Below are 21,203 nucleotides of genomic sequence, written 5' to 3'. Positions count from 1 at the left end.
ATGAGTACAAGAAAAGGAATAATATTAGCTGGCGGATCTGGCACACGTTTGCACCCGTTAACTAAGGTGGTAAGTAAGCAGCTTATGCCTGTTTACGACAAGCCGATGATTTTTTATCCGTTAACCACGTTAATGATGTCGGGTATCCGTGATGTACTCATTATCACTACGCCTGAAGAGCAGCAGCGATTTATCGACCTTATCGGTGATGGCTCAGCGTTAGGAATGAACATTCAGTACGCGGTTCAGCCTTCGCCAGATGGCTTGGCACAGGCGTTCCTTATAGGCGAGCAGTTTATTGGTAACGATAGTTGTTCACTGGTTCTTGGTGATAATATTTATTACGGCCACGACTTAAAACTGTCTTTGCAGAATGCGTATAAGCAAGAGCATGGTGCAACGGTGTTTGGTTATCACGTTAACGACCCTGAACGCTACGGCGTGGTAGAATTTGATGATGACTGGAATGCACTTTCAATAGAAGAAAAGCCAGCTGTTCCTAAATCAAACTATGCCGTAACCGGTCTTTACTACTACGACAACCGCGTAGTCGATTTTGCTAAAGAAGTTAAGCCATCACCCCGTGGTGAACTTGAAATTACTGACTTGAACAACTTATATCTTCAAGATGGAAGTTTGAAAGTAGAGCTAATGGGCCGAGGCTCTGCTTGGCTTGATACGGGCACACTAGACTCACTTCTTGATGCAGCAAACTTTGTTGCGGCTATCGAAAAACGCCAAGGGTTGAAAGTATGTTGCCCAGAAGAAGTAGCCTACAGAATGGGCTATATCAACGCTGAGCAGCTTGAAAAGCTTGCGGCACCATTAAAGAAGAGTGGTTATGGCGATTACCTGCTTAAAGTGATTAACGATAGAGTTAAGATCTAGCTTCATATCAAATTCTAAAAGGTGGCACTGCCACCTTTCTTCTTATTTTAAATTGCCAGTTTGTACGGAAAGTAAATGCAAGTAATTAAAACAGACATCCCTGATGTAAAAATCATCGAGCCTAAAGTATTTGGTGACGAGCGAGGTTTTTTTCTAGAAACCTTTCGCACCGACTGGTTCAAGAAAGAGTGCGCAGATGTAGATTTTGTTCAGGATAACCATTCTAAATCTAGTCAAGGTATCCTTCGCGGCCTTCATTATCAAATGGAGCAAACCCAAGGCAAATTAGTACGTGTAGTTAGCGGTGAAGTATACGATGTAGCCGTAGACATGCGTAAAGACTCCCCTACTTACGGAAAGTGGGTTGGGGTGACCTTATCGGCCGAGAACAAACGCCAGTTATGGGTGCCTGCGGGCTTTGCTCACGGTTTTTATGTAACCAGTGAATCAGCGGAGTTCGTGTATAAGTGCACAGATTATTATCACCCGGAATCTGAAATATCAGTGAAGTATGACGACCCTACATTGAATATCGACTGGCCATTAGTAAATGGTGAGAAGCCTTCTTTATCAGGTAAAGATGAGGCGGGCTTGGCATTTGTTAACGCACCTACGTTTTAATTGTCATTGATTTTTTTCACTGGCTTTTTATTGGTGTTTTACTAGGTATTAGCGATTAATGAATATTGTAATTATAGGAAAGTCTGGGCAGTTAGCATTTGAGCTTTCTCGTGAACTAGAAAATAGCGAGCATCAAGTTTCGTTTTTGGGGCGTGATGATATTGATATTACGAGTGCCTCTAATATTGAAGAAACGCTATCGCCTCTATCGGCTGAAGTTGTAATAAACGCATCGGCCTATACAGCTGTTGATAAAGCAGAAGAAGATACCGAGGCGTGTAATGCTATTAATACGCTAGCCGTTAAAAACTTAGCAAACTTCTGTAAAGCTAACGGCGCCTTCATGGTGCATGTGTCTACTGACTATGTATTTAACGGTCATAAAGGTTCACCTTATTTAACTGACGACACCATTGAACCACAAGGTGCTTATGGCAAATCAAAAGCAGAAGGCGAAAAAGCGCTGCTTGAAATACTGCCAGATGCTAGCTGTCTAATTCGCACAGCTTGGGTTTACTCGTCTCATGGTAATAACTTCGTGAAAACCATGCTGCGTTTGATGGCTGATAAACCTCAGTTGGGCGTAATAGATGATCAAATTGGAACGCCTACATGGGCTAAAGGGTTAGCTGAAGTTTGTGTTACTGCCGCTTTGAATAAAACCAGTGGCGTGTATCACTGGACTGATGAAGGCGTAGCAAGTTGGTACGACTTTGCGCTAGCTATTCAAGAATTAGGTGTTGAGAAAGGCTTGCTAGATAAATCAGTTCCAGTGTTACCTATACCGTCTAGCCAATATCCAACACCTGCAAAACGCCCTCATTACAGTGTGTTAGACAAGCAGTCCGCACGCGAGGCGTTTGCGGCGTGTAAGCCCACGCACTGGCGTAAGCAATTAGCCAGCATGCTAGACGAATTGAAAGCGTAAGCGACAAGAACAAGATTATACTTTTGGTAAAAAGAAAATGAGTAAAACAATTTTAGTAACAGGTGGCGCGGGCTTTATTGGTTCTGCAGTAGTTCGCCATCTTATAAACGACACTGACCACACAGTGGTTAATTTAGATAAGCTAACCTATGCGGGTAACTTAGAGTCACTAACACCTGTTTCAGACAGCGACCGCTATAGCTTTGAACAAGTTGATATTTGTGATGCTGAAGAAGTAAAGCGAGTGTTTAATACGCACCAGCCAGATATCATTATGCACCTTGCGGCAGAGTCTCATGTAGACCGCTCTATTGATGGGCCAGGTGAGTTTATTCAAACTAACGTTGTGGGCACATACACGTTGCTTGAACAAGCAAGAGCATATTGGTCAGCACTTGAAGGCGATAAAAAAGCAGGATTTAAGTTCCATCATATTTCTACAGACGAAGTATACGGCGACCTTCCTCACCCAGATGAAGTTGAACCGGGAACGGAGCTTCCACTCTTTACGGAAACTACGCCATATGCACCTAGCTCGCCTTACTCAGCAAGTAAAGCAAGTTCAGATCAGCTAGTGCGTTCGTGGCTGCGCACATACAAGCTGCCAACGCTTGTAACTAACTGCTCAAACAATTACGGCCCTTATCACTTCCCAGAAAAACTTATTCCGCTAGTTATTCTAAATGCACTAGCGGGTAAGCCATTGCCTGTATATGGCAAGGGCAACCAAATTCGTGACTGGTTGTATGTTGAAGACCATGCACGAGCATTAGTTGTGGTTGCACTTAATGGTGAAATTGGTGAAACCTACAACATTGGTGGCCACAACGAAAAGCAGAACATTGAAGTGGTGCAAACTATCTGTTCAATTCTAGATGAAGTTAAGCCAAAAGATACCAAATACGCTGAGCAAATTACTTACGTTCAAGACCGCCCAGGCCACGACATGCGCTATGCAATTGATGCAAGCAAAATTGAACGTGAGCTTGGCTGGAAGCCACAAGAAACGTTCGAAAGTGGTATTCGTAAAACCGTAGAGTGGTACTTAGCAAACGAAGGCTGGTGGAAAGCAGTTCTTGACGGCAGTTACCAAGGCGAGCGATTAGGTACCGGAAGCTAGTTAGAGAATTATATTTTTTGGAGCCCCAGTTTACTATGTTAACTGGGGTTTTTTATTTTGGATAAAATATTCACTTAGTGGTGTGATTGTTGCTTTCTAAGCAATATGGCGCTTAGGCTTTATGTTGAAATGATAGTTTTAGACTGAAACTCACCGACTCACTAGAGTTTCTGTGAATCAAGCACCTTTATGATGCACTGTTCATGAGATTTTCAAAAAACTCTGGCAATATATAACGAGAATATTTTAGTAATTATTTCTATCGCTGATAGTTAATAGGATTGGAGAAACAGTAAATGGAAAGTACGTTAGCTAAGTACAAAATAGCAGTAGCAGGTACGGGTTATGTAGGGCTTTCAAATGCAGTACTACTTGCACAGCACAATGAAGTGAAAGCAGTCGACTTGGTACCCGAAAAAGTTGAAATGCTAAATAACAAAACGTCTCCTATTGAAGACAAAGAAATTTCAGAATACCTAACAACAAAAGAGCTTAACCTTGAAGCCACGTTAGATGCGCAAGTTGCTTATAAAGATGCCGACTATGTTGTTATTGCAACGCCAACCGATTACGACCCTCAAACTAACTACTTTAACACCGGTAGTGTAGAGGCAGTTATCAAAACTGTGATGGAAATTAATCCTGATGCTGTAATGATTGTAAAATCGACTGTACCGGTAGGCTTTACTAAAGATGCAAAAGCTCGTTTTGGTTCTGACAATATTATCTTTTCGCCTGAATTTTTGCGTGAAGGGAAAGCACTTTACGACAACCTTTACCCAAGCCGTATTATCGTAGGTGAGCGTAGTGAGCGCGCGGAGGTTTTCGCAAAGCTGCTTCAGCAAGGTGCAATAAAAGAGAACATCGATGTTTTATTCACCGACAGTACTGAGGCTGAAGCCATTAAACTTTTCGCCAACACGTACTTGGCAATGCGCGTTGCGTACTTTAACGAACTAGATAGCTATGCAGAGCGTAATGGCCTAGACACCAAGCAGATCATTGAAGGTGTGGGCTTAGACCCGCGTATCGGTAATCATTACAACAATCCAAGCTTCGGTTACGGTGGTTATTGCTTACCAAAAGATACCAAACAGTTACTAGCTAACTACAGCGAAGTGCCTAATAATATGATTCAGGCCATTGTAGATGCTAACCGTACGCGTAAAGATTTTATCGCCGATTCAATTGTAAGCCGTGGCCCCAAGATTGTTGGTATCTATCGCCTTATCATGAAGTCTGGTTCTGATAACTTCCGTGCAAGTGCTATTCAAGGCATTATGAAACGTATTAAGGCGAAAGGTATTGAAGTTGTAGTCTACGAGCCGGTGCTTAAGGAAGAAGATTTCTTTAATTCACGCGTAGTAAACGACTTAGAAGAGTTTAAGAAAATTTCTGACGTTATCGTAGCCAACCGTGTTACGGGCGATATCGAAGACGTACTAGATAAAGTATACAGTCGCGACTTGTTTAACGCCGACTAATTCAGAATGTGGGTTCAGAGTAGGTACTCTGAACCTCACCATCCTGTGGCAATATCAAAAGTTATTTTATGCTCAGTGTTGGTGCAATTTTAACGTTAACTTTCTTCCTATTATGCTTCTCTTTACGCTAATATAACCACTCAGTTTCGCTTCGTGGCGAAGTCAAATATATAAAAACTAGAATAAGGACGTTCAAAATGAACAAAAGCATTATTGCTATTGCCGTTAGTTCAACTCTTCTTGCTGCCTGTGGCGGTTCCGACGACAACAACCAACTACCAGTGCTGGTCGCTGACTCCGCGGTTACACTCAATGGTGACGCAGTATCTATTGATGCACTTGCGAATGATGCCGATCCTGACGGCGATGCTTTAACTATATCGGCAGTTGGAGTGCCAGATGTCGGTGAAGCCGCTATCATCAATAATGAGATAGTGTACACACCTACAGCGTTGGCGATGGGCGAAGTCAGTTTTTCATACGATGTAACTGACGGTGAAAACACAGTAAGTTCAACGATTACAATCACGAATCAACAGTCTATTTCTATTTCGAGTATTGCAACCGATGCGCCTTTAGCGAATGCAGAGGTGAGCGCGCTCGATGCAGGTGGAAATGTAATTGCTTCCGTGCAGGCCGGCGCGGATGGTCGATTCACGCTTCCTATTACTGTAAGTGCTGCGCCCGGCGATTTAATTCTTAATGCAGTGGGCACGGAAGAACAAGCCCATGTAACGCTATCATCACGAGTCGGTGACTTCACTACGATGCGTAACCTTAGCATCGAAAATAATACCGATGAACTTAACAGCGATCTATTTCCTGCAGGCAAGATAACTCATTTAAGTACGGCTATGGATGTACTTTATTCGGAGTATAAAGAGAACGGCGGCGAGGGAAGCTTCGATACGTTTGCAAGTGAAGTGGACTTCGAAAAGGTTTTAGGATTGGCCAGCTTCATAAAAGTTCTTGCTGATAATAGCGAGTTCTCGGTTCCTGAAGGTATGAGCACCTTGTCGTTTTTTACTGGAAGCCTAGTCGATGCGCTAAGCACCATCCGAAAGTATGTTGATAGCATGGGACTGTTAAACGAAGACGGTACTTATGACGAGGCTTATGTGGAAGCAATTAATGCTGCCCGAGCAGAAACTCTCGAAGATGAATCGTTACAGCAAAATTTCGTAAATGCCGACATTGCGGGTGCGGTTTTTGCGACTTACTACCATTCAGAGCAGCAAGCTGGCAAGGGCATGACAGCGTATACGTTCAACGCGGACGGTAGCGGCGCAAAAACGTCTGCGGAAAATGCATTTAATATTTATTCAGATGAATTTAACTGGAGTGTTGTAGACGGAAACTTAGTTATTGATGAGCTTGATGAATCACTCATAGCTTATTTTGTGTTTCTTGACGAAGAAATCTATGATCGATTTGATGAAGAAACAGCTTCGGAGATTCTTAGTTATGTTCATGAATATGGCATTGAGTATTGGAAAACAGAGCGAACCACAGTGGGCGAGCGTATAGAATTGCTAACACAATCCGGCGGTCACGCACTTGCTGTGTTAACAACTACCACTGAGCTTTCCATCACACCGATGGATGACATACAAGATAAACCAACTTTTACTACCACCTACGAAACTACCAGCGACGTTAAGTACACCGACACCACAGCATCTACGTTTACCGTAACCGAGGAAGACCTGCTTGCATCACCTTGGGTATTTGCTTATCAGGGAAGTTATACGTATGACAAAGACTACTTAAATGAAGATGAGCGTACTGAAGTTGGTATTTTGAACGACCAGTTCACATTTAAAGATGATAATACCTTTACGTCTCTTGTTTTTGATGTGCAAGGAACATGGCAGCTAAATGATGGTGTTATAGACATTGAATTGGAAGATATGTCTTTCACAGTTACGCCCTTTAAAGCGCAGAATAATTTCGTGCTGGCGCTTTATGAATTTGACAATGATGGCGTAGCGATTAAATACACTGGCGATATGCACGCCATAGACTATGAGTTGGCCGAAGACTTCAGCATAGAGAGCTCATTACCTAATGTTTGGATGTCTTCTTACAATGAAGCACTTTTCGTAGACGGTGTACCGTTACCCGATGACTTATTTGCTTATTACTTTTACGCGGACGGTACGGCTGGGAGAATTTATTCCCATATGGAAGAGCCATACTTTGTAGGAGATCGTGAACTTTATAACTTCCAATGGACCGCAGACGACAACGAGGTCAACATCATTGGGTTACGCGAAAGTAACGCGTTTACTTTCAACAGAGAATACACTTGGAAATTACTGGGCTCAAAGCAAGAAGGTGTTGTTACAATACTTGAAATGCAGGCTAATAAGGTTGCTTATAATGATGAGTATACTGATTCTGACGATTTTGTTTTCAACATACTCCCTCGTTTGAGTTTCACCTTTAAATTGAACCTTGAAGAACAATATCCTGAATTTTGGGAAAATACAGACGTAGGTAGTTTAAGCGCGCCTGAAAGCCCAGCTGGCATTGCTCTGTCGTTTTCTTCGGAGTTGATAGCTCGATAGTTCAGTGAAGTAATGGCGCTAGTGCATTAAAGCTAGCGCCAACGTATATTTATCACCAAAATACCCACAGAACCATTCTGTTAATGCGTTAATTAATTTTATCCCGTACGCAGGAAAGTGTTCATCCACCATATTAAAAACGGGTATCGACCAAAATTTTTTCACTACAAGCCATACATATCTGTTATACCTACTGTGTCCACATCGCTGTATTGCTCTTATCATCAAAGACCATTCACAAAAAACTTCCCAAATCCCAAAATTCAAAATAGAATCCGCATCAATTCAACCCCTGCCATTAAGCCTCAAGCTTACGCACACCCGGCGGGGAAGAAGCATGCTTTAAAATATTGGGGTCAGAGTACATTTCTTCCTCCAGTACGATCTGTCAATTTGGTTACCAAAATCAATAATCAGAATGTTGAGTTCATGCTACCTATTACATTACACCAGCATGATCATGTATTTGTTTTAGTTTGCTTTTATTAGCGGAGTCGTTATGAATAGGCTGCGTGAGCTGTCCAGCCAAGTGATGGATGTTTACCAATCTCTTTCCCAAGAATTCAGTGCATATCAATCTAGCCAGTCACTAAACTGTGTTGAGAAATGTGGTGCATGTTGCAATAACCCCGACATTGAAGTGTCGCCATTGGAGATGCTGCCTTTAGCACTTCATCTGTTTGATACAGGACGGGCTGAACAGGAGTTTGACGAGCTAGACAACTACAGCGGCTTCGCCTGTAAACAATATCAACGCTTAAGTTTGGACGGTAAAGAAGGCTACTGCGGAATTTACGAATACCGACCTGGCATTTGCCGTATGTTCGGTGCAGCAGGTTATAAAACCAAATCTGGCGAAGCCACACTTTCGGTGTGTAAACCAATTAAGCAAGCTGTACCAGAGAAGTATGCGGCCGCGCTGATTGCTATACAGCCACAGCATTTAGATATCTTTGAAAAGCGATTAGTGGATGATATTGCCGCAAATAGTGAGGTTCGAGTTACATCGACAAAGCCGCCAATGATCGCAGAAGGCAGACAAAAACTTGCTCAAATAGATTATGAATTGGGGGAAAGACTTATTCCTATTAATGACGCACTACGTTTTGTGTTAGAAAAAATTCTAACACTGAATTTTTATGCTCAAGATATAGACGGTGGTGTTGCTGCTTAAATTAAGTGGGGGCAGAAAATGTACTCTGACCCCACCATTAAGTGCACTAGGCTAGAATTCCGCGAGCGGCTTCTACGATTGCCTCACTAATAGTGTAGTCAGCACGGCTTTTGCCAGTAATGGCATAGTATCTCTCATTTAGTGTGCTTGCGTTACCAATACAGTGCACGCCATATTGCTCTTCTACGTGCTTTGAAATTGCCGATGGTGCGCAGAAAACACCGAAGTCTTCGCTGCCAAAAAGTTTGAGCAAAGCAGTATCGTCAAATTCGGCTACAACTTTAGGGTACAGCTGTTCTGTCTCAAGCCAACTTGTAAGTGCTTGCCGTATTCCTGAAGTATTACCCTGAATTAGCAACGGCATTTGATTTAAACACTCTGGAAAAGTCTGTTCTTCAGTAAGCGGTGCTCTAGCAAAGAAGCTCAACGAACTTTCGCCCAAGAAAAAACTATTGGCGCTTATTTGTGTACCAGGGGCTATGCCTCTGTCTGCTAGAATGAAATCGATGGCGTTAATGGCGAGTTCTTTCAACAAACCGTCGAAGCTATCCTCTTTTATCACGTATTTAACCTGTGAAAACCTACGCATGGTGGCATGCACAAAGTCGTAAAAAAGCACTTTTGGAATACCATTAGTAATACCTATCACAAATTCTTTCGTATTCACTTCATCGCTATTGTTAAGTATTTCAGCTAGTTGATTGCCTTTATGAAATATTTCGCTGGCATACTGATAACTTACTTTACCTCGCGCGTTCAGGTATAGGCGCTTATTTATTCTATCAAAGAGAGAATAACCTAGCTGATTTTCGAAGGTGCTTAGTTGCCCGCTTACGGTTTGCGGGGTAACGTGGAGTAATTTAGCGGCTTTCGCAATGCTACCCTCACGGGCAACAAGATAGAAATAATATAAATGATGGTAGTTTAGGTGATGCATACTTCAACAAGCACTCGATTATTAAGGTACTAGGGGCAAGAAATGTACTCTGACCCCATTTTTTTCGATGAACTATTAAGAATATAACAGATTTATTCTAACTAAATATTGCAATACACTATCTATCGTTGTTTTTGTACGATTAAAAGCAGCGTGTCACTGATTTTTAAGCTAGCGGTATATTGAAGACATAACTATGGCTAAACCAATTGATTTACGTAAAACGCGAAAGACCTTATTTTCGCTATTGAAACCAGAGGCTGGCTTTTTTTGGGTTGCTATCGCATACGGCGTAGCAATTAGTTTAATGACCCTTGCGGTACCTATAGCGGTTCAAACGCTGATTAACAGTATCGCCAATATCGGTTCAACTCGGGCAGTTATCATATTGGCCGTCATTCTATTTCTTACTTTATTTATATCTGGCGTATTTAGCGCGCTTCGTATGCGAGTGATGGAGTTCTACGAGCGTAAAGTGTACGCTCGTCTTACCGCAGACTTAGGGCTAAAAACTATTCTCGCGCCCCACAGTTTTTTTGAAGGTCGACAAAACGTTAGCATTACACAGCGCTACTTCGACATAATGACTTTTCAAAAGAATATGCCGTCTTTAATGATTGATGGTTTCGCGCTTGTACTACAGATGCTGGTAGGTTTCACTCTAGTATCATTCTACCACCCAGCGCTTTTCGCGTTTAATGTGGTGCTTTTACTTACCATGTATGCGGTTTGGAAAATTTGGGGTCGTGGTGCTAAGCGCACGGCTATTGAATTGTCTAACGCGAAATACGATTCTGCAAAGTGGCTACACGATATTGCAATTGCTCACGAATTCTTTAAGTCAGCTGATCATGTTGAATACGCAGGGCGCAGCACCGAAGGTTATATCAGTAACTATGTGAAAAAGCACAAAAGCCACTTTCACTACACCTTTTCACAAGTGGTTATGTTTCTATTGATGTATGCCGTGGCTAGTGCATCGCTACTTGGTATCGGTGGTGTTCTGGTTGTACAAGGCGAGCTTTCTATTGGTCAGCTAGTGGCTGCTGAGCTTGTGATGTCTGCTGTTTTCTTTGGGTTGTCTCGCTTTACCCAATATTTAAAACTCTACTATGAGTTATATGGCGCTGCCGAGAAGCTGGGTGGCGCTCTTGACATGCCGCAGGAAGAGCTCAATACGTCGGAACATATACCGGCTTCTTCTAAATTGGTGTTTAACGATGTTGAACTTAAACATGGTAATGATGCGTGCCACCTCAATGTTATCTTCGAACCTGGCACTAAGTATTTTGTTACTACTGATAAAAGTTGGGTGCAGAAGCAACTGCTAGGATTGCTGAAGCAATATGACCGCGTTAAATCGGGCGACATCTTGTTAGGAGAGCTTAGCCTAAACGATTACGACACCCATGAGTTACGGCAGGCCGTCACCATTTTAGATCGTTCTTTAATTATCGAAGTTTCTGTAGAGCGCTACTTAAAGTTGGCACATCCTCAGGCAACCATCGCGGATATTCGCGCTGCGCTTGAGGAAGTAGAAATGACCAAAGTGATAGATAGCTTACCAGAGGGTTTGCAGACTAAAGTATCCGTATTAGGGGCACCGCTGCAGCCATTGGAGTTTTTGTTGCTTAAACTTGCCGCCGCAATTATTGGTAAACCTAAGCTGCTCATTTTGAATCAGCACTTCGACGCAATACCGGTAGAGTTGAGGGCGCGACTTCTGCGACGCTTAAGTAAATATGATTTTACCGTCATGTATTTTACCAATATGCCACTGCCAGATTGTTTCGAAGGTGTGTTGCATCTGCACGATAACGCAACGGCAATGTTAAATGAGTATTCAAATGGTGAGTCACCGATTAGTGCTGCTAACGCAAGTGAGAGCAGCACGGCTTCAAAGAACAATAAGGAGGGTGAGTAAGTGAATCACGCAGAACGTCGCTTTTTAGATAACATCACTTCATTGCCTTCATTGAAAGTGCCAAAGCTTCATCGTGTAATTACCGGAGTTATCATCTTCTTGGTGTTGGCAGCTGGATTAATTTTGTATTTCACACCATGGATCCAAACGGCTTATGGCACCGGTATGGTCGACTCGCTCGATCCTAAAGACAGAACCCAACCAATAAATGCGTTAGTTGATGGACAAGTAAAGCAGTGGCACGTAAGGGAAGGCCAACAAATAAAAGCCGGCGAGCCAATCGTTACGTTAATCGATATTGATGCGCAGCGACTTGAGAAGCTGCGATCTCAGCTTTCAGCAGCGAACTTAAAGAATCAAGCTAATGAAACAGCTGTAAGAAATGCTGAGAACAACCTGGCGCGTCAACAGTCTCTGCAAGAGCAAGGGCTGGTATCACGTAAAGAAGTAGAACAGGCCGAGATAAAAGTGCAGGAACTGCGAGCAAAAGCTGCCGCCTCTGTTTCGGAAATTAATGAAGTAAGCATGATTTTATCTCGCCAATCGACGCAAACTAAATATGCACCCGTTGACGGTACGGTTGTTCGGTTGCTATCAGGCGGTGTGTCTACGTTCGTAAAGTCGGGCGATATTCTTGGGCAGTTTATTCCAGCAGATGCAAAACGCAGCGTTCGCGTTACCGTGAGAGGATTAGACGCACCGCTGGTTAAGCCTGGTGCAAAGGCGCGTTTGCAATTTGATGGCTGGCCCGTTTTTCAGTTTAGTGGATGGCCGGGTAGTGCAATAGGTACCTTTGGTGGTGAAGTTGTGTATGTAGAGCCTGTTGCTAATGCTACTGGCGATTTTAACGTGTGGATTAGACCTGACGAGTCTGATATTCCTTGGCCAGCTGAAAGTTCTGCGCGTTTGGGAAGCCGGGTTAAAGCGTGGGTGCTATTAGAAGAGGTGCGTCTAGGTTACGAGATGTGGCGACAGTTGAACAACTTCCCGCCATTACCAACGCAAGAGCCTACTACCGGTGGAGCCAAGGGGACTGGGGCATCAATATGGTAATTCGAAGGTTTACATTAGCAGTGCTTGCAACTGTTGCGGTTATTAGCACTCATGTTTCTGATGCAGCAGCGCAAAACAAAAATACTAGGCAAGCACCATCAATCGATGCACTTATCCAGAGTATGGTGAACTATCACCCCTACGTTAGGGCGATAAATGAAGGAAACTATCAAGCTGCAGCCGAGTTAGAAATAGCAAGAAGCAGTTTTGATCCGTTTATAGAGCAGAAAACCAGTAGCCGCGTTAGCGGATATTACGATGGTACTAATTTAACGCAGCGCTTTTCGAATCCGTTCGAAGACTTTAATGGCTCAGTTTATACCGAGTACCGTATATCAGACGGTGATTTCCCGGTGTACGAAGCCGATTACGAAACCTTGTCTGGCGGCGAGGCTAGTGTGGGCATTGCCATTCCCTGCTTAAAAAGAGAGAACTGGATAAGCGTAGAACGGAGTTAGCCAATGCAGGGCTAGCGACTTCACAATGGCAAGCGTTAGCGACAAGTTTAATTAATGACTTTGTTTACAAAGGGGTTAATGAATATGTTGCGTGGTACGAAAGCGCATTGCAGGTCAATGCCGTTACAGAGTTGCTAAACACCGCAACAGAACGTGAAAGAGCGTTGGTGACCCGCGTAGAGAAGGGAGATTTAGCCAATGTTGTGCTGACAGAATTTAAAGCCAACATTTTGCAACAGCGCCTTTTGCTTGCCGAGCTTAAGCAAAAGCGAGACGCACATGCTCAAATGCTTTCTTTTTATTGGCGTTCACCTAAGGGAGATATGTTGATAGTAGATGAAGCGAATCCGCCTAAAGATATCAACTGGCCTTTCTGGGTTGGTAACGGTCAGCTTATGACTCTTCGCAATGCCCTTCGTAATCACCCTGAACTTGATGTGATGAAATTAGAACAGCAGGTGGTAAATAACAAGGCTGCGCTGGCTAGTAACGCGTTATTGCCGAAGTTAGATTTAAAAGCATCGGTTGCAAGAGATATCGGTTCTGGTCCGTCAAATTTAGACGGTACCGAAACAAAAGTAGGTCTGTCGTTTTCCTACCCTTTAGGAAACAGGAAGGCGAAAGCTGAACAAGCCCAATTACAGTCAAAGCAAAGAGAGCTAGAGCACAAGCTAACCTCTACTGAGCAAGCGATAACTCAGCGTTTTGAACAAGCGCTAGTTTATTGGGGGCAGGCGAAAGACATTGTTGCTCTTCAAAGTGAAAATGCGGCGCTAGCGAAAACCCTTTCTAAAGTAGAAAAAACACGTTTCGATGCAGGTGACAGTGATATGTTCGTGTTAAATGCGCGCGCACAAAATGAAATTAAGGCCCGAATAAAAGAGATAAAAGCGAAAGTGGACTTACTAAAGGCAGAACTAACCCTTTATAAAGAAGCCGCTATGTTGCACTCCCTTAACAACTGAGCTTTTTTGAAAACATCGAGTTTAATTGTGAGGTAGGCTTGGTTGCTATCGCTTGCTGCTTGTTGTTAAAAAGCAGGTAAGGGTTGAAGATACTAGTACAGCTATAAACAAAAACGGCGTATTGAGTAAATCGATACGCCGTTTTTTTAAAAATCAATTAGTAGGGGGTTAATTGCCCAGTGCACTATTAAAGTCGTCTTCGCTTAGTCCGGCAGACATAGCGTATTCTTTTAACTTATCCTGAGATACACCCGCGTGTTGCGCAGTATTTAAAATACGCATTACTTGTTCACGCTGCTGCGCAGACTCTCTCACCGCCGTTTCAACTACCGTTTCTGCTTCGTTAGGAAACACGGCCAGAAGCGCATCCACTACATACTCACCAACAAAAGGAACAGCATTCAATGCGCTTGTCATGATATCGACAATCTTATTTGGATGTTCTTGCGATAATGTCTGAACAATACTGTCTGCTGCGTCAGGTTGAGTAAGCACGGCAACGCGTACAATCTCATCTAGCTCTTCAGGTGTTGAAACCGCAGCAGCCTGCACAACAAAGTCGACATAAGTCGGCTCTGCTTTTATCGCTAACTGAACAATGTTAGGGCAGCTACTTACTTCTTTCTCAATAGCCAGCTGTACAATCTCTTCAGTAGACGCAGGTTGTGCAGAGATAGCAGCAAAAATGATCTCTCTGTATTTGTCTGGATAGGTATCTAAAGCAATATCCACAATAGACACAATCTCTTGCGGATAATGACCAGCGATTGAACTGATTGCTCGGCCAACCGACATAGTTTGGTTTACTTGACGTCTTAAGAAGGCGGTTTGAAAATGATTTGACTCGTCAGCACTTTCTACATTCGCTGACGCAGGTGGCTGAGCAACATCATTTGAGGATAATTCTTGTGCCATTGCTGTATGACTAACATGAGTTGCTAGTATTGCCGCAGACAGCAGTGTAAGAGTTCGTAACATAAACCCACCTTTATAATTATTGCGTAGTCAATTTCTGACACCACCAGTATTAATACATTTATAAAGAACACAAAGCATAGGTCATTTACGCTTATATACATTCTTATACGTATTCCTTTACGCAAGCCTTAATATCTATCGCTAATATTAAGCATTAATATAATAACGGCAGGATCAAATACTACTTTAAGAACTACTACTTTATAGGATCTGAATTCCTATCCTATTAGTAATTAGTCCATATTGTCTACTAATTATCACATTTGAGCGAAAAATAGACGGTTAGTTCAGTTTTTTCAACTTTTTCAAAATAAGTGTTGACGTGAGCGCTCATTTCCCTAAGAGTTTGATCATGGCTCAGATTGAACGCTGGCGGCAGGCCTAACACATGCAAGTCGAACGGTAACATTTCTAGCTTGCTAGAAGATGACGAGTGGCGGACGGGTGAGTAATGCTTGGGAACTTGCCTTTGCGAGGGGGATAACAGTTGGAAACGACTGCTAATACCGCATAATGTCTTCGGACCAAACGGGGCTTCGGCTCCGGCGCAAAGAGAGGCCCAAGTGAGATTAGCTAGTTGGTAAGGTAACGGCTTACCAAGGCGACGATCTCTAGCTGTTCTGAGAGGAAGATCAGCCACACTGGGACTGAGACACGGCCCAGACTCCTACGGGAGGCAGCAGTGGGGAATATTGCACAATGGGGGAAACCCTGATGCAGCCATGCCGCGTGTGTGAAGAAGGCCTTCGGGTTGTAAAGCACTTTCAGTTGTGAGGAAAAGTTAGTAGTTAATACCTGCTAGCCGTGACGTTAACAACAGAAGAAGCACCGGCTAACTCCGTGCCAGCAGCCGCGGTAATACGGAGGGTGCGAGCGTTAATCGGAATTACTGGGCGTAAAGCGCACGCAGGCGGTTTGTTAAGCTAGATGTGAAAGCCCCGGGCTCAACCTGGGATGGTCATTTAGAACTGGCAGACTAGAGTCTTGGAGAGGGGAGTGGAATTCCAGGTGTAGCGGTGAAATGCGTAGATATCTGGAGGAACATCAGTGGCGAAGGCGACTCCCTGGCCAAAGACTGACGCTCATGTGCGAAAGTGTGGGTAGCGAACAGGATTAGATACCCTGGTAGTCCACACCGTAAACGCTGTCTACTAGCTGTGTGTGTCTTTAAGACGTGCGTAGCGAAGCTAACGCGCTAAGTAGACCGCCTGGGGAGTACGGCCGCAAGGTTAAAACTCAAATGAATTGACGGGGGCCCGCACAAGCGGTGGAGCATGTGGTTTAATTCGATGCAACGCGAAGAACCTTACCTACACTTGACATGCTGAGAAGTTACTAGAGATAGTTTCGTGCCTTCGGGAACTCAGACACAGGTGCTGCATGGCTGTCGTCAGCTCGTGTCGTGAGATGTTGGGTTAAGTCCCGCAACGAGCGCAACCCTTGTCCTTAGTTGCCAGCATTAAGTTGGGCACTCTAAGGAGACTGCCGGTGACAAACCGGAGGAAGGTGGGGACGACGTCAAGTCATCATGGCCCTTACGTGTAGGGCTACACACGTGCTACAATGGCATTTACAGAGGGAAGCGAGACAGTGATGTGGAGCGGACCCCTTAAAGAATGTCGTAGTCCGGATTGGAGTCTGCAACTCGACTCCATGAAGCCGGAATCGCTAGTAATCGCAGGTCAGAATACTGCGGTGAATACGTTCCCGGGCCTTGTACACACCGCCCGTCACACCATGGGAGTGGGATGCAAAAGAAGTAGTTAGTCTAACCTTCGGGAGGACGATTACCACTTTGTGTTTCATGACTGGGGTGAAGTCGTAACAAGGTAACCCTAGGGGAACCTGGGGTTGGATCACCTCCTTACCATTACGTCGAAAGACGCCTTGATGCAGTGCCTACACAGATAGTCTTGTTTAAAATGAAGAACGACACAAGTTTATGGGGCTATAGCTCAGCTGGGAGAGCGCCTGATTTGCATTCAGGAGGTCAGCAGTTCGATCCTGCTTAGCTCCACCATCTACTTGAAACTGGGTTTGTTGCTAACAAACTTAGAAACTGAAGGCTTGTAGCTCAGCTGGTTAGAGCGCACCCCTGATAAGGGTGAGGTCGGCAGTTCAAGTCTGCCCAAGCCTACCATTTCCTTGGTTTAAGAAAGGAAGGTAACAAAGGTAGAAACGTGTCACGTTGGACCCGAAATCCTAATGAATATTTACTGTTTCAGTAAAGATTGATTAGGGTTTTTTACTCTAAAGTGAAATGACTCGTCATTTTGCGAACATCAAATGTTCTTTAACAATTTGGAAAGCTGATATTAATAGTAATCAATCAAAATTGAGTAACTGAGAAATCGAAAGATGAACTTTTTACTCTACTTGACTGAATTGCTTGTTATCAATCGATGATTTGATAGCAAGGCAATTCTTCCGATTAGCTTGTCATTCATGCAACGTAACTTAGACAGAAGTCAAAAGGCTGTTTGGGGTTGTATGGTTAAGTGACGAAGCGTATACGGTGGATGCCTTGGCAGTTAGAGGCGATGAAGGACGTGTAAGTCTGCGAAAAGCTGTGGTGAGCCGACAAAATGCATTTGAGCCACAGATGTCCGAATGGGGAAACCCACCTGTTTACAGGTATCGTTAACTGAATACATAGGTTAACGAGGCAAACGAGGGGAACTGAAACATCTAAGTACCCTTAGGAAAAGAAATCAACCGAGATTCCCCTAGTAGCGGCGAGCGAACGGGGAGCAGCCCTTAAGCTGTTTAGAATTTAGTGGAATCCTTTGGGAAGAGGAGCGATACAAGGTGATAGCCCTGTACACGACGGATTCTTTACAGTGAAATCGAGTAGGTCGGGACACGTGTTATCTTGACTGAATATGGGGGGACCATCCTCCAAGGCTAAATACTCCTAACTGACCGATAGTGAACCAGTACCGTGAGGGAAAGGCGAAAAGAACCCCTGTGAGGGGAGTGAAATAGAACCTGAAACCGTATACGTACAAGCAGTGGGAGCCACTTCGTGTGGTGACTGCGTACCTTTTGTATAATGGGTCAGCGACTTATATTTAGTAGCAAGGTTAAGTGAATAACGGAGCCGTAGCGAAAGCGAGTGTTAACTGCGCGTTTAGTTGCTAGGTATAGACCCGAAACCCGGTGATCTAGCCATGAGCAGGTTGAAGGTTGAGTAACATCAACTGGAGGACCGAACCCACTAACGTTGAAAAGTTAGGGGATGACTTGTGGCTGGGGGTGAAAGGCCAATCAAACCGGGAGATAGCTGGTTCTCCCCGAAATCTATTTAGGTAGAGCCTCGGACGAATTCCATTGGGGGTAGAGCACTGTTAAGGCTAGGGGGTCATCCCGACTTACCAACCCTTTGCAAACTCCGAATACCAATGAGAACTATCCGGGAGACACACGGCGGGTGCTAACGTCCGTCGTGGAGAGGGAAACAACCCAGACCGCCAGCTAAGGTCCCAAAATATTGCTAAGTGGGAAACGATGTGGGAAGGCATAGACAGCTAGGAGGTTGGCTTAGAAGCAGCCACCCTTTAAAGAAAGCGTAATAGCTCACTAGTCGAGTCGGCCTGCGCGGAAGATGTAACGGGGCTAAGCAATATACCGAAGCTGCGGCAGCATGTTTACATGCTGGGTAGGGGAGCGTTGTGTAAGTGGATGAAGGTGAGTTGTAAAGCTTGCTGGACATATCACAAGTGCGAATGCTGACATGAGTAACGATAATGGGAGTGAAAAACTTCCACGCCGGAAGACCAAGGTTTCCTGTCCCATGCTAATCAGGGCAGGGTAAGTCGGCCCCTAAGGCGAGGCAGAAATGCGTAGTCGATGGGAAACGGGTTAATATTCCCGTACTTATATAATCAGTGATGGAGGGACGGAGAAGGCTAGGCAAGCTTGGCGTTGGTTGTCCAAGTGAAAGTGAGTAGGCTGGAATTTTAGGTAAATCCGGAATTCTAAGGCCGAGACACGAGACGAGCTCCCAAGGGAGTGAAGTTGTTGATGCCCTGCTTCCAGGAAAAGCTTCTAAACTTATGATTATATGAACCGTACCCCAAACCGACACAGGTGGTCAGGTAGAGAATACTAAGGCGCTTGAGAGAACTCGGGTGAAGGAACTCGGCAAAATTGTACCGTAACTTCGGGAGAAGGTACGCCTCTGTTTGTGAACACTTCGCGTGGTAAGCAAATGGAGGCCGCAGTGACCAGGTGGCTGGGACTGTTTATTAAAAACACAGCACTCTGCAAACTCGTAAGAGGACGTATAGGGTGTGACACCTGCCCGGTGCCGGAAGGTTAATTGATGGGGTTAGTTTTCGGACGAAGCTCTTGATCGAAGCCCCGGTAAACGGCGGCCGTAACTATAACGGTCCTAAGGTAGCGAAATTCCTTGTCGGGTAAGTTCCGACCTGCACGAATGGTGTAACCATGGCCACGCTGTCTCCACCCGAGACTCAGTGAAATTGAAATCGCAGTGAAGATGCTGTGTACCCGCACCTAGACGGAAAGACCCCGTGAACCTTTACTACAGCTTGGCACTGAACATTGAACCTACATGTGTAGGATAGGTGGGAGGCTTTGAAGCACAGTCGCTAGATTGTGTGGAGCCGTCCTTGAAATACCACCCTTGTATGTTTGATGTTCTAACATTGTTCCCTTATCGGGAATGTGGACAGTGTCTGGTGGGTAGTTTGACTGGGGCGGTCTCCTCCCAAATAGTAACGGAGGAGCACGAAGGTTAGCTAATCACGGTCGGACATCGTGAGGTTAGTGCAATGGCATAAGCTAGCTTAACTGCGAGACAGACACGTCGAGCAGGTACGAAAGTAGGTCATAGTGATCCGGTGGTTCTGTATGGAAGGGCCATCGCTCAACGGATAAAAGGTACTCCGGGGATAACAGGCTGATACCGCCCAAGAGTTCATATCGACGGCGGTGTTTGGCACCTCGATGTCGGCTCATCACATCCTGGGGCTGAAGTCGGTCCCAAGGGTATGGCTGTTCGCCATTTAAAGTGGTACGCGAGCTGGGTTTAGAACGTCGTGAGACAGTTCGGTCCCTATCTGGTGTGGGCGTTGGATGATTGATGGGAGCTGCTCCTAGTACGAGAGGACCGGAGTGGACGAACCGCTGGTGTTCGGGTTGTCATGCCAATGGCATTGCCCGGTAGCTATGTTCGGAACGGATAACCGCTGAAAGCATCTAAGCGGGAAGCCGGCCCAAAGATGAGTCATCCCTGACCTTTAAGGTCTGGAAGGGTTGTTATAGACGATGACGTTGATAGGCAGGGTGTGGAAGCGTTGTAAGGCGTTAAGCTAACCTGTACTAATTGCCCGAGAGGCTTAACCATACAACGCCCAAGAAGCTTTAGACTTCTGAGTGTTGTAGACAAGCTAAGCTCTGAAAAATGAGCCGCAAGTAGAGTGAAAAGACAGTTACTCACTGATTGAATTGATATCCAGTTTTCTAGATTGTTACCAGTTTTTCCTGGCAGCCATAGCGATACGGTACCACCTGACTCCATTCCGAACTCAGAAGTGAAACGTATTAGCGCCGATGGTAGTGTGGGGCTTCCCCATGTGAGAGTAGGACACTGCCAGGTCAACTTAAAAGAAACCCGCCTAACGGCGGGTTTTTTGCGTTTGGAAGAAAGAAAAAATGGGGTCAGAGTACATTAATCCCCAATCCCCCCTGCAAAACCTCAAATTGGGGTCAGAGTACTTTATTGCTTTAAACATCAGGACATAATTATTCCCTTGTCCTCCAGTGCCGTTAAATCAGAGAAATGTACTCCGCCTCCATTTTTTTAGAGAAGTAACAATCTACTCTGACACCCAAAAAAAGACGAGTTACCCTTCGGCCGTTTTCAGTGCTTAGGCAGTGCCAGAAAGCATTTCATAAATAGCTCACCACAAAAATAATAAAGGGGTCAGAGTACTTTTTGGCTCTCACTCTCGCTAAAAAAAAATGTACTCTGACCCCATTATTCGAGGGATCAATGCTGTGGACTTGTTTGAATGTATAGAAAAAGCGACAGGTTGAAAAATAATCGGTATGGTATAAAAACACTAAACAGCTAGGA

At 44.5% G+C, this 21,203-nt stretch carries 13 protein-coding genes, 2 tRNA genes and 3 rRNA genes; 16 read left to right on the top strand and 2 right to left on the bottom strand.

Features of this window, described 5'->3' with window-relative positions; all coding sequences use genetic code 11:
- From rfbA to MASE_RS16525, 7 genes are all read left to right on the top strand, one after another.
- On the top strand, window positions 1-888 hold the full coding sequence (gene rfbA, locus MASE_RS16555) for a glucose-1-phosphate thymidylyltransferase RfbA (protein WP_014950860.1): 888 nt from the start codon (window positions 1-3) through the stop codon (window positions 886-888).
- A 75-nt stretch (window positions 889-963) separates the two neighbouring features.
- On the top strand, window positions 964-1,509 hold the full coding sequence (rfbC, locus tag MASE_RS16550; protein ID WP_014950859.1) for a dTDP-4-dehydrorhamnose 3,5-epimerase: 546 nt from the start codon (window positions 964-966) through the stop codon (window positions 1,507-1,509).
- A gap of 58 nt (window positions 1,510-1,567) precedes the next feature.
- Complete coding sequence (rfbD, locus tag MASE_RS16545; RefSeq protein ID WP_014950858.1) at window positions 1,568-2,437, top strand: dTDP-4-dehydrorhamnose reductase; 870 nt, start codon at window positions 1,568-1,570, stop codon at window positions 2,435-2,437.
- A gap of 37 nt (window positions 2,438-2,474) precedes the next feature.
- A complete protein-coding gene (rfbB, locus tag MASE_RS16540) occupies window positions 2,475-3,557 on the top strand; it encodes a dTDP-glucose 4,6-dehydratase (protein ID WP_014950857.1) in 1,083 nt (360 codons plus the stop codon).
- A gap of 296 nt (window positions 3,558-3,853) precedes the next feature.
- Window positions 3,854-5,041 carry a nucleotide sugar dehydrogenase gene (locus tag MASE_RS16535; protein WP_014950856.1) on the top strand — a complete coding sequence of 396 codons (1,188 nt, stop codon included), beginning with the start codon at window positions 3,854-3,856 and terminating at the stop codon, window positions 5,039-5,041.
- 197 nt (window positions 5,042-5,238) lie between these two features.
- On the top strand, window positions 5,239-7,611 hold the full coding sequence (locus tag MASE_RS16530) for an Ig-like domain-containing protein (protein ID WP_014950855.1): 2,373 nt from the start codon (window positions 5,239-5,241) through the stop codon (window positions 7,609-7,611).
- Between the two features lie 499 nt (window positions 7,612-8,110).
- Entirely contained in the window at window positions 8,111-8,785 is a 675-nt protein-coding gene (locus MASE_RS16525; RefSeq protein WP_014950854.1) for a YkgJ family cysteine cluster protein, read from the top strand.
- 46 nt (window positions 8,786-8,831) lie between these two features.
- Here MASE_RS16525 and MASE_RS16520 read toward each other — a convergent pair whose 3' ends face one another.
- On the bottom strand, window positions 8,832-9,722 hold the full coding sequence (locus tag MASE_RS16520) for a LysR family transcriptional regulator (RefSeq protein ID WP_014950853.1): 891 nt from the start codon (window positions 9,720-9,722) through the stop codon (window positions 8,832-8,834).
- 196 nt (window positions 9,723-9,918) lie between these two features.
- Between MASE_RS16520 and MASE_RS16515 the strand changes: the two genes are divergently transcribed.
- The 4 genes from MASE_RS16515 to MASE_RS20320 all read left to right on the top strand — a co-directional run bounded on the left by MASE_RS16515 (window position 9,919) and on the right by MASE_RS20320 (window position 14,122).
- Window positions 9,919-11,646 (top strand): ABC transporter transmembrane domain-containing protein, encoded by a 1,728-nt coding sequence (locus MASE_RS16515; protein ID WP_014950852.1) that lies wholly within the window; start codon window positions 9,919-9,921, stop codon window positions 11,644-11,646.
- On the top strand, window positions 11,647-12,699 hold the full coding sequence (locus MASE_RS16510) for an HlyD family secretion protein (protein ID WP_014950851.1): 1,053 nt from the start codon (window positions 11,647-11,649) through the stop codon (window positions 12,697-12,699).
- Window positions 12,693-13,157: a hypothetical protein gene (locus MASE_RS20325; protein WP_232362779.1), complete on the top strand. Its 465-nt coding sequence runs from the start codon at window positions 12,693-12,695 to the stop codon at window positions 13,155-13,157. The genes MASE_RS16510 and MASE_RS20325 overlap by 7 nt, the downstream gene beginning before the upstream one ends.
- Window positions 13,158-13,264: 107 nt before the next feature.
- Window positions 13,265-14,122, top strand: a complete 858-nt coding sequence (locus tag MASE_RS20320; RefSeq protein WP_232362778.1) for a TolC family protein — start codon at window positions 13,265-13,267, stop codon at window positions 14,120-14,122.
- Between the two features lie 168 nt (window positions 14,123-14,290).
- Here MASE_RS20320 and MASE_RS16500 read toward each other — a convergent pair whose 3' ends face one another.
- The gene (locus tag MASE_RS16500; RefSeq protein WP_014950850.1) at window positions 14,291-15,100 is read right to left on the bottom strand and encodes a hypothetical protein; all 810 of its coding nucleotides are present in this window, start codon (window positions 15,098-15,100) and stop codon (window positions 14,291-14,293) included.
- 334 nt (window positions 15,101-15,434) lie between these two features.
- Here MASE_RS16500 and MASE_RS16495 point away from each other — a divergent pair.
- From MASE_RS16495 to rrf, 5 genes are all read left to right on the top strand, one after another.
- Window positions 15,435-16,967 (top strand): 16S ribosomal RNA (locus tag MASE_RS16495).
- Window positions 16,968-17,044: 77 nt separating this feature from the next.
- A tRNA-Ala gene (locus tag MASE_RS16490) sits at window positions 17,045-17,120 on the top strand.
- Between the two features lie 43 nt (window positions 17,121-17,163).
- Window positions 17,164-17,240, top strand: a tRNA-Ile gene (locus MASE_RS16485).
- Between the two features lie 352 nt (window positions 17,241-17,592).
- Window positions 17,593-20,471: ribosomal RNA gene (locus MASE_RS16480) — 23S ribosomal RNA — on the top strand.
- A gap of 136 nt (window positions 20,472-20,607) precedes the next feature.
- A 5S ribosomal RNA gene (gene rrf / locus MASE_RS16475) occupies window positions 20,608-20,723 on the top strand.
- The 16S, 23S and 5S rRNA genes sit together here with 2 tRNA genes alongside, the layout of an rRNA operon.
- Window positions 20,724-21,203: the final 480 nt, after the last annotated feature.

It is taken from the genome of Alteromonas macleodii ATCC 27126 (assembly GCF_000172635.2).
Taxonomy (GTDB): Bacteria; Pseudomonadota; Gammaproteobacteria; order Enterobacterales; family Alteromonadaceae; genus Alteromonas; species Alteromonas macleodii.
Note: the sequence above shows the minus strand (reverse complement) of the source record. Positions and strands in the feature narration are given on the sequence as shown.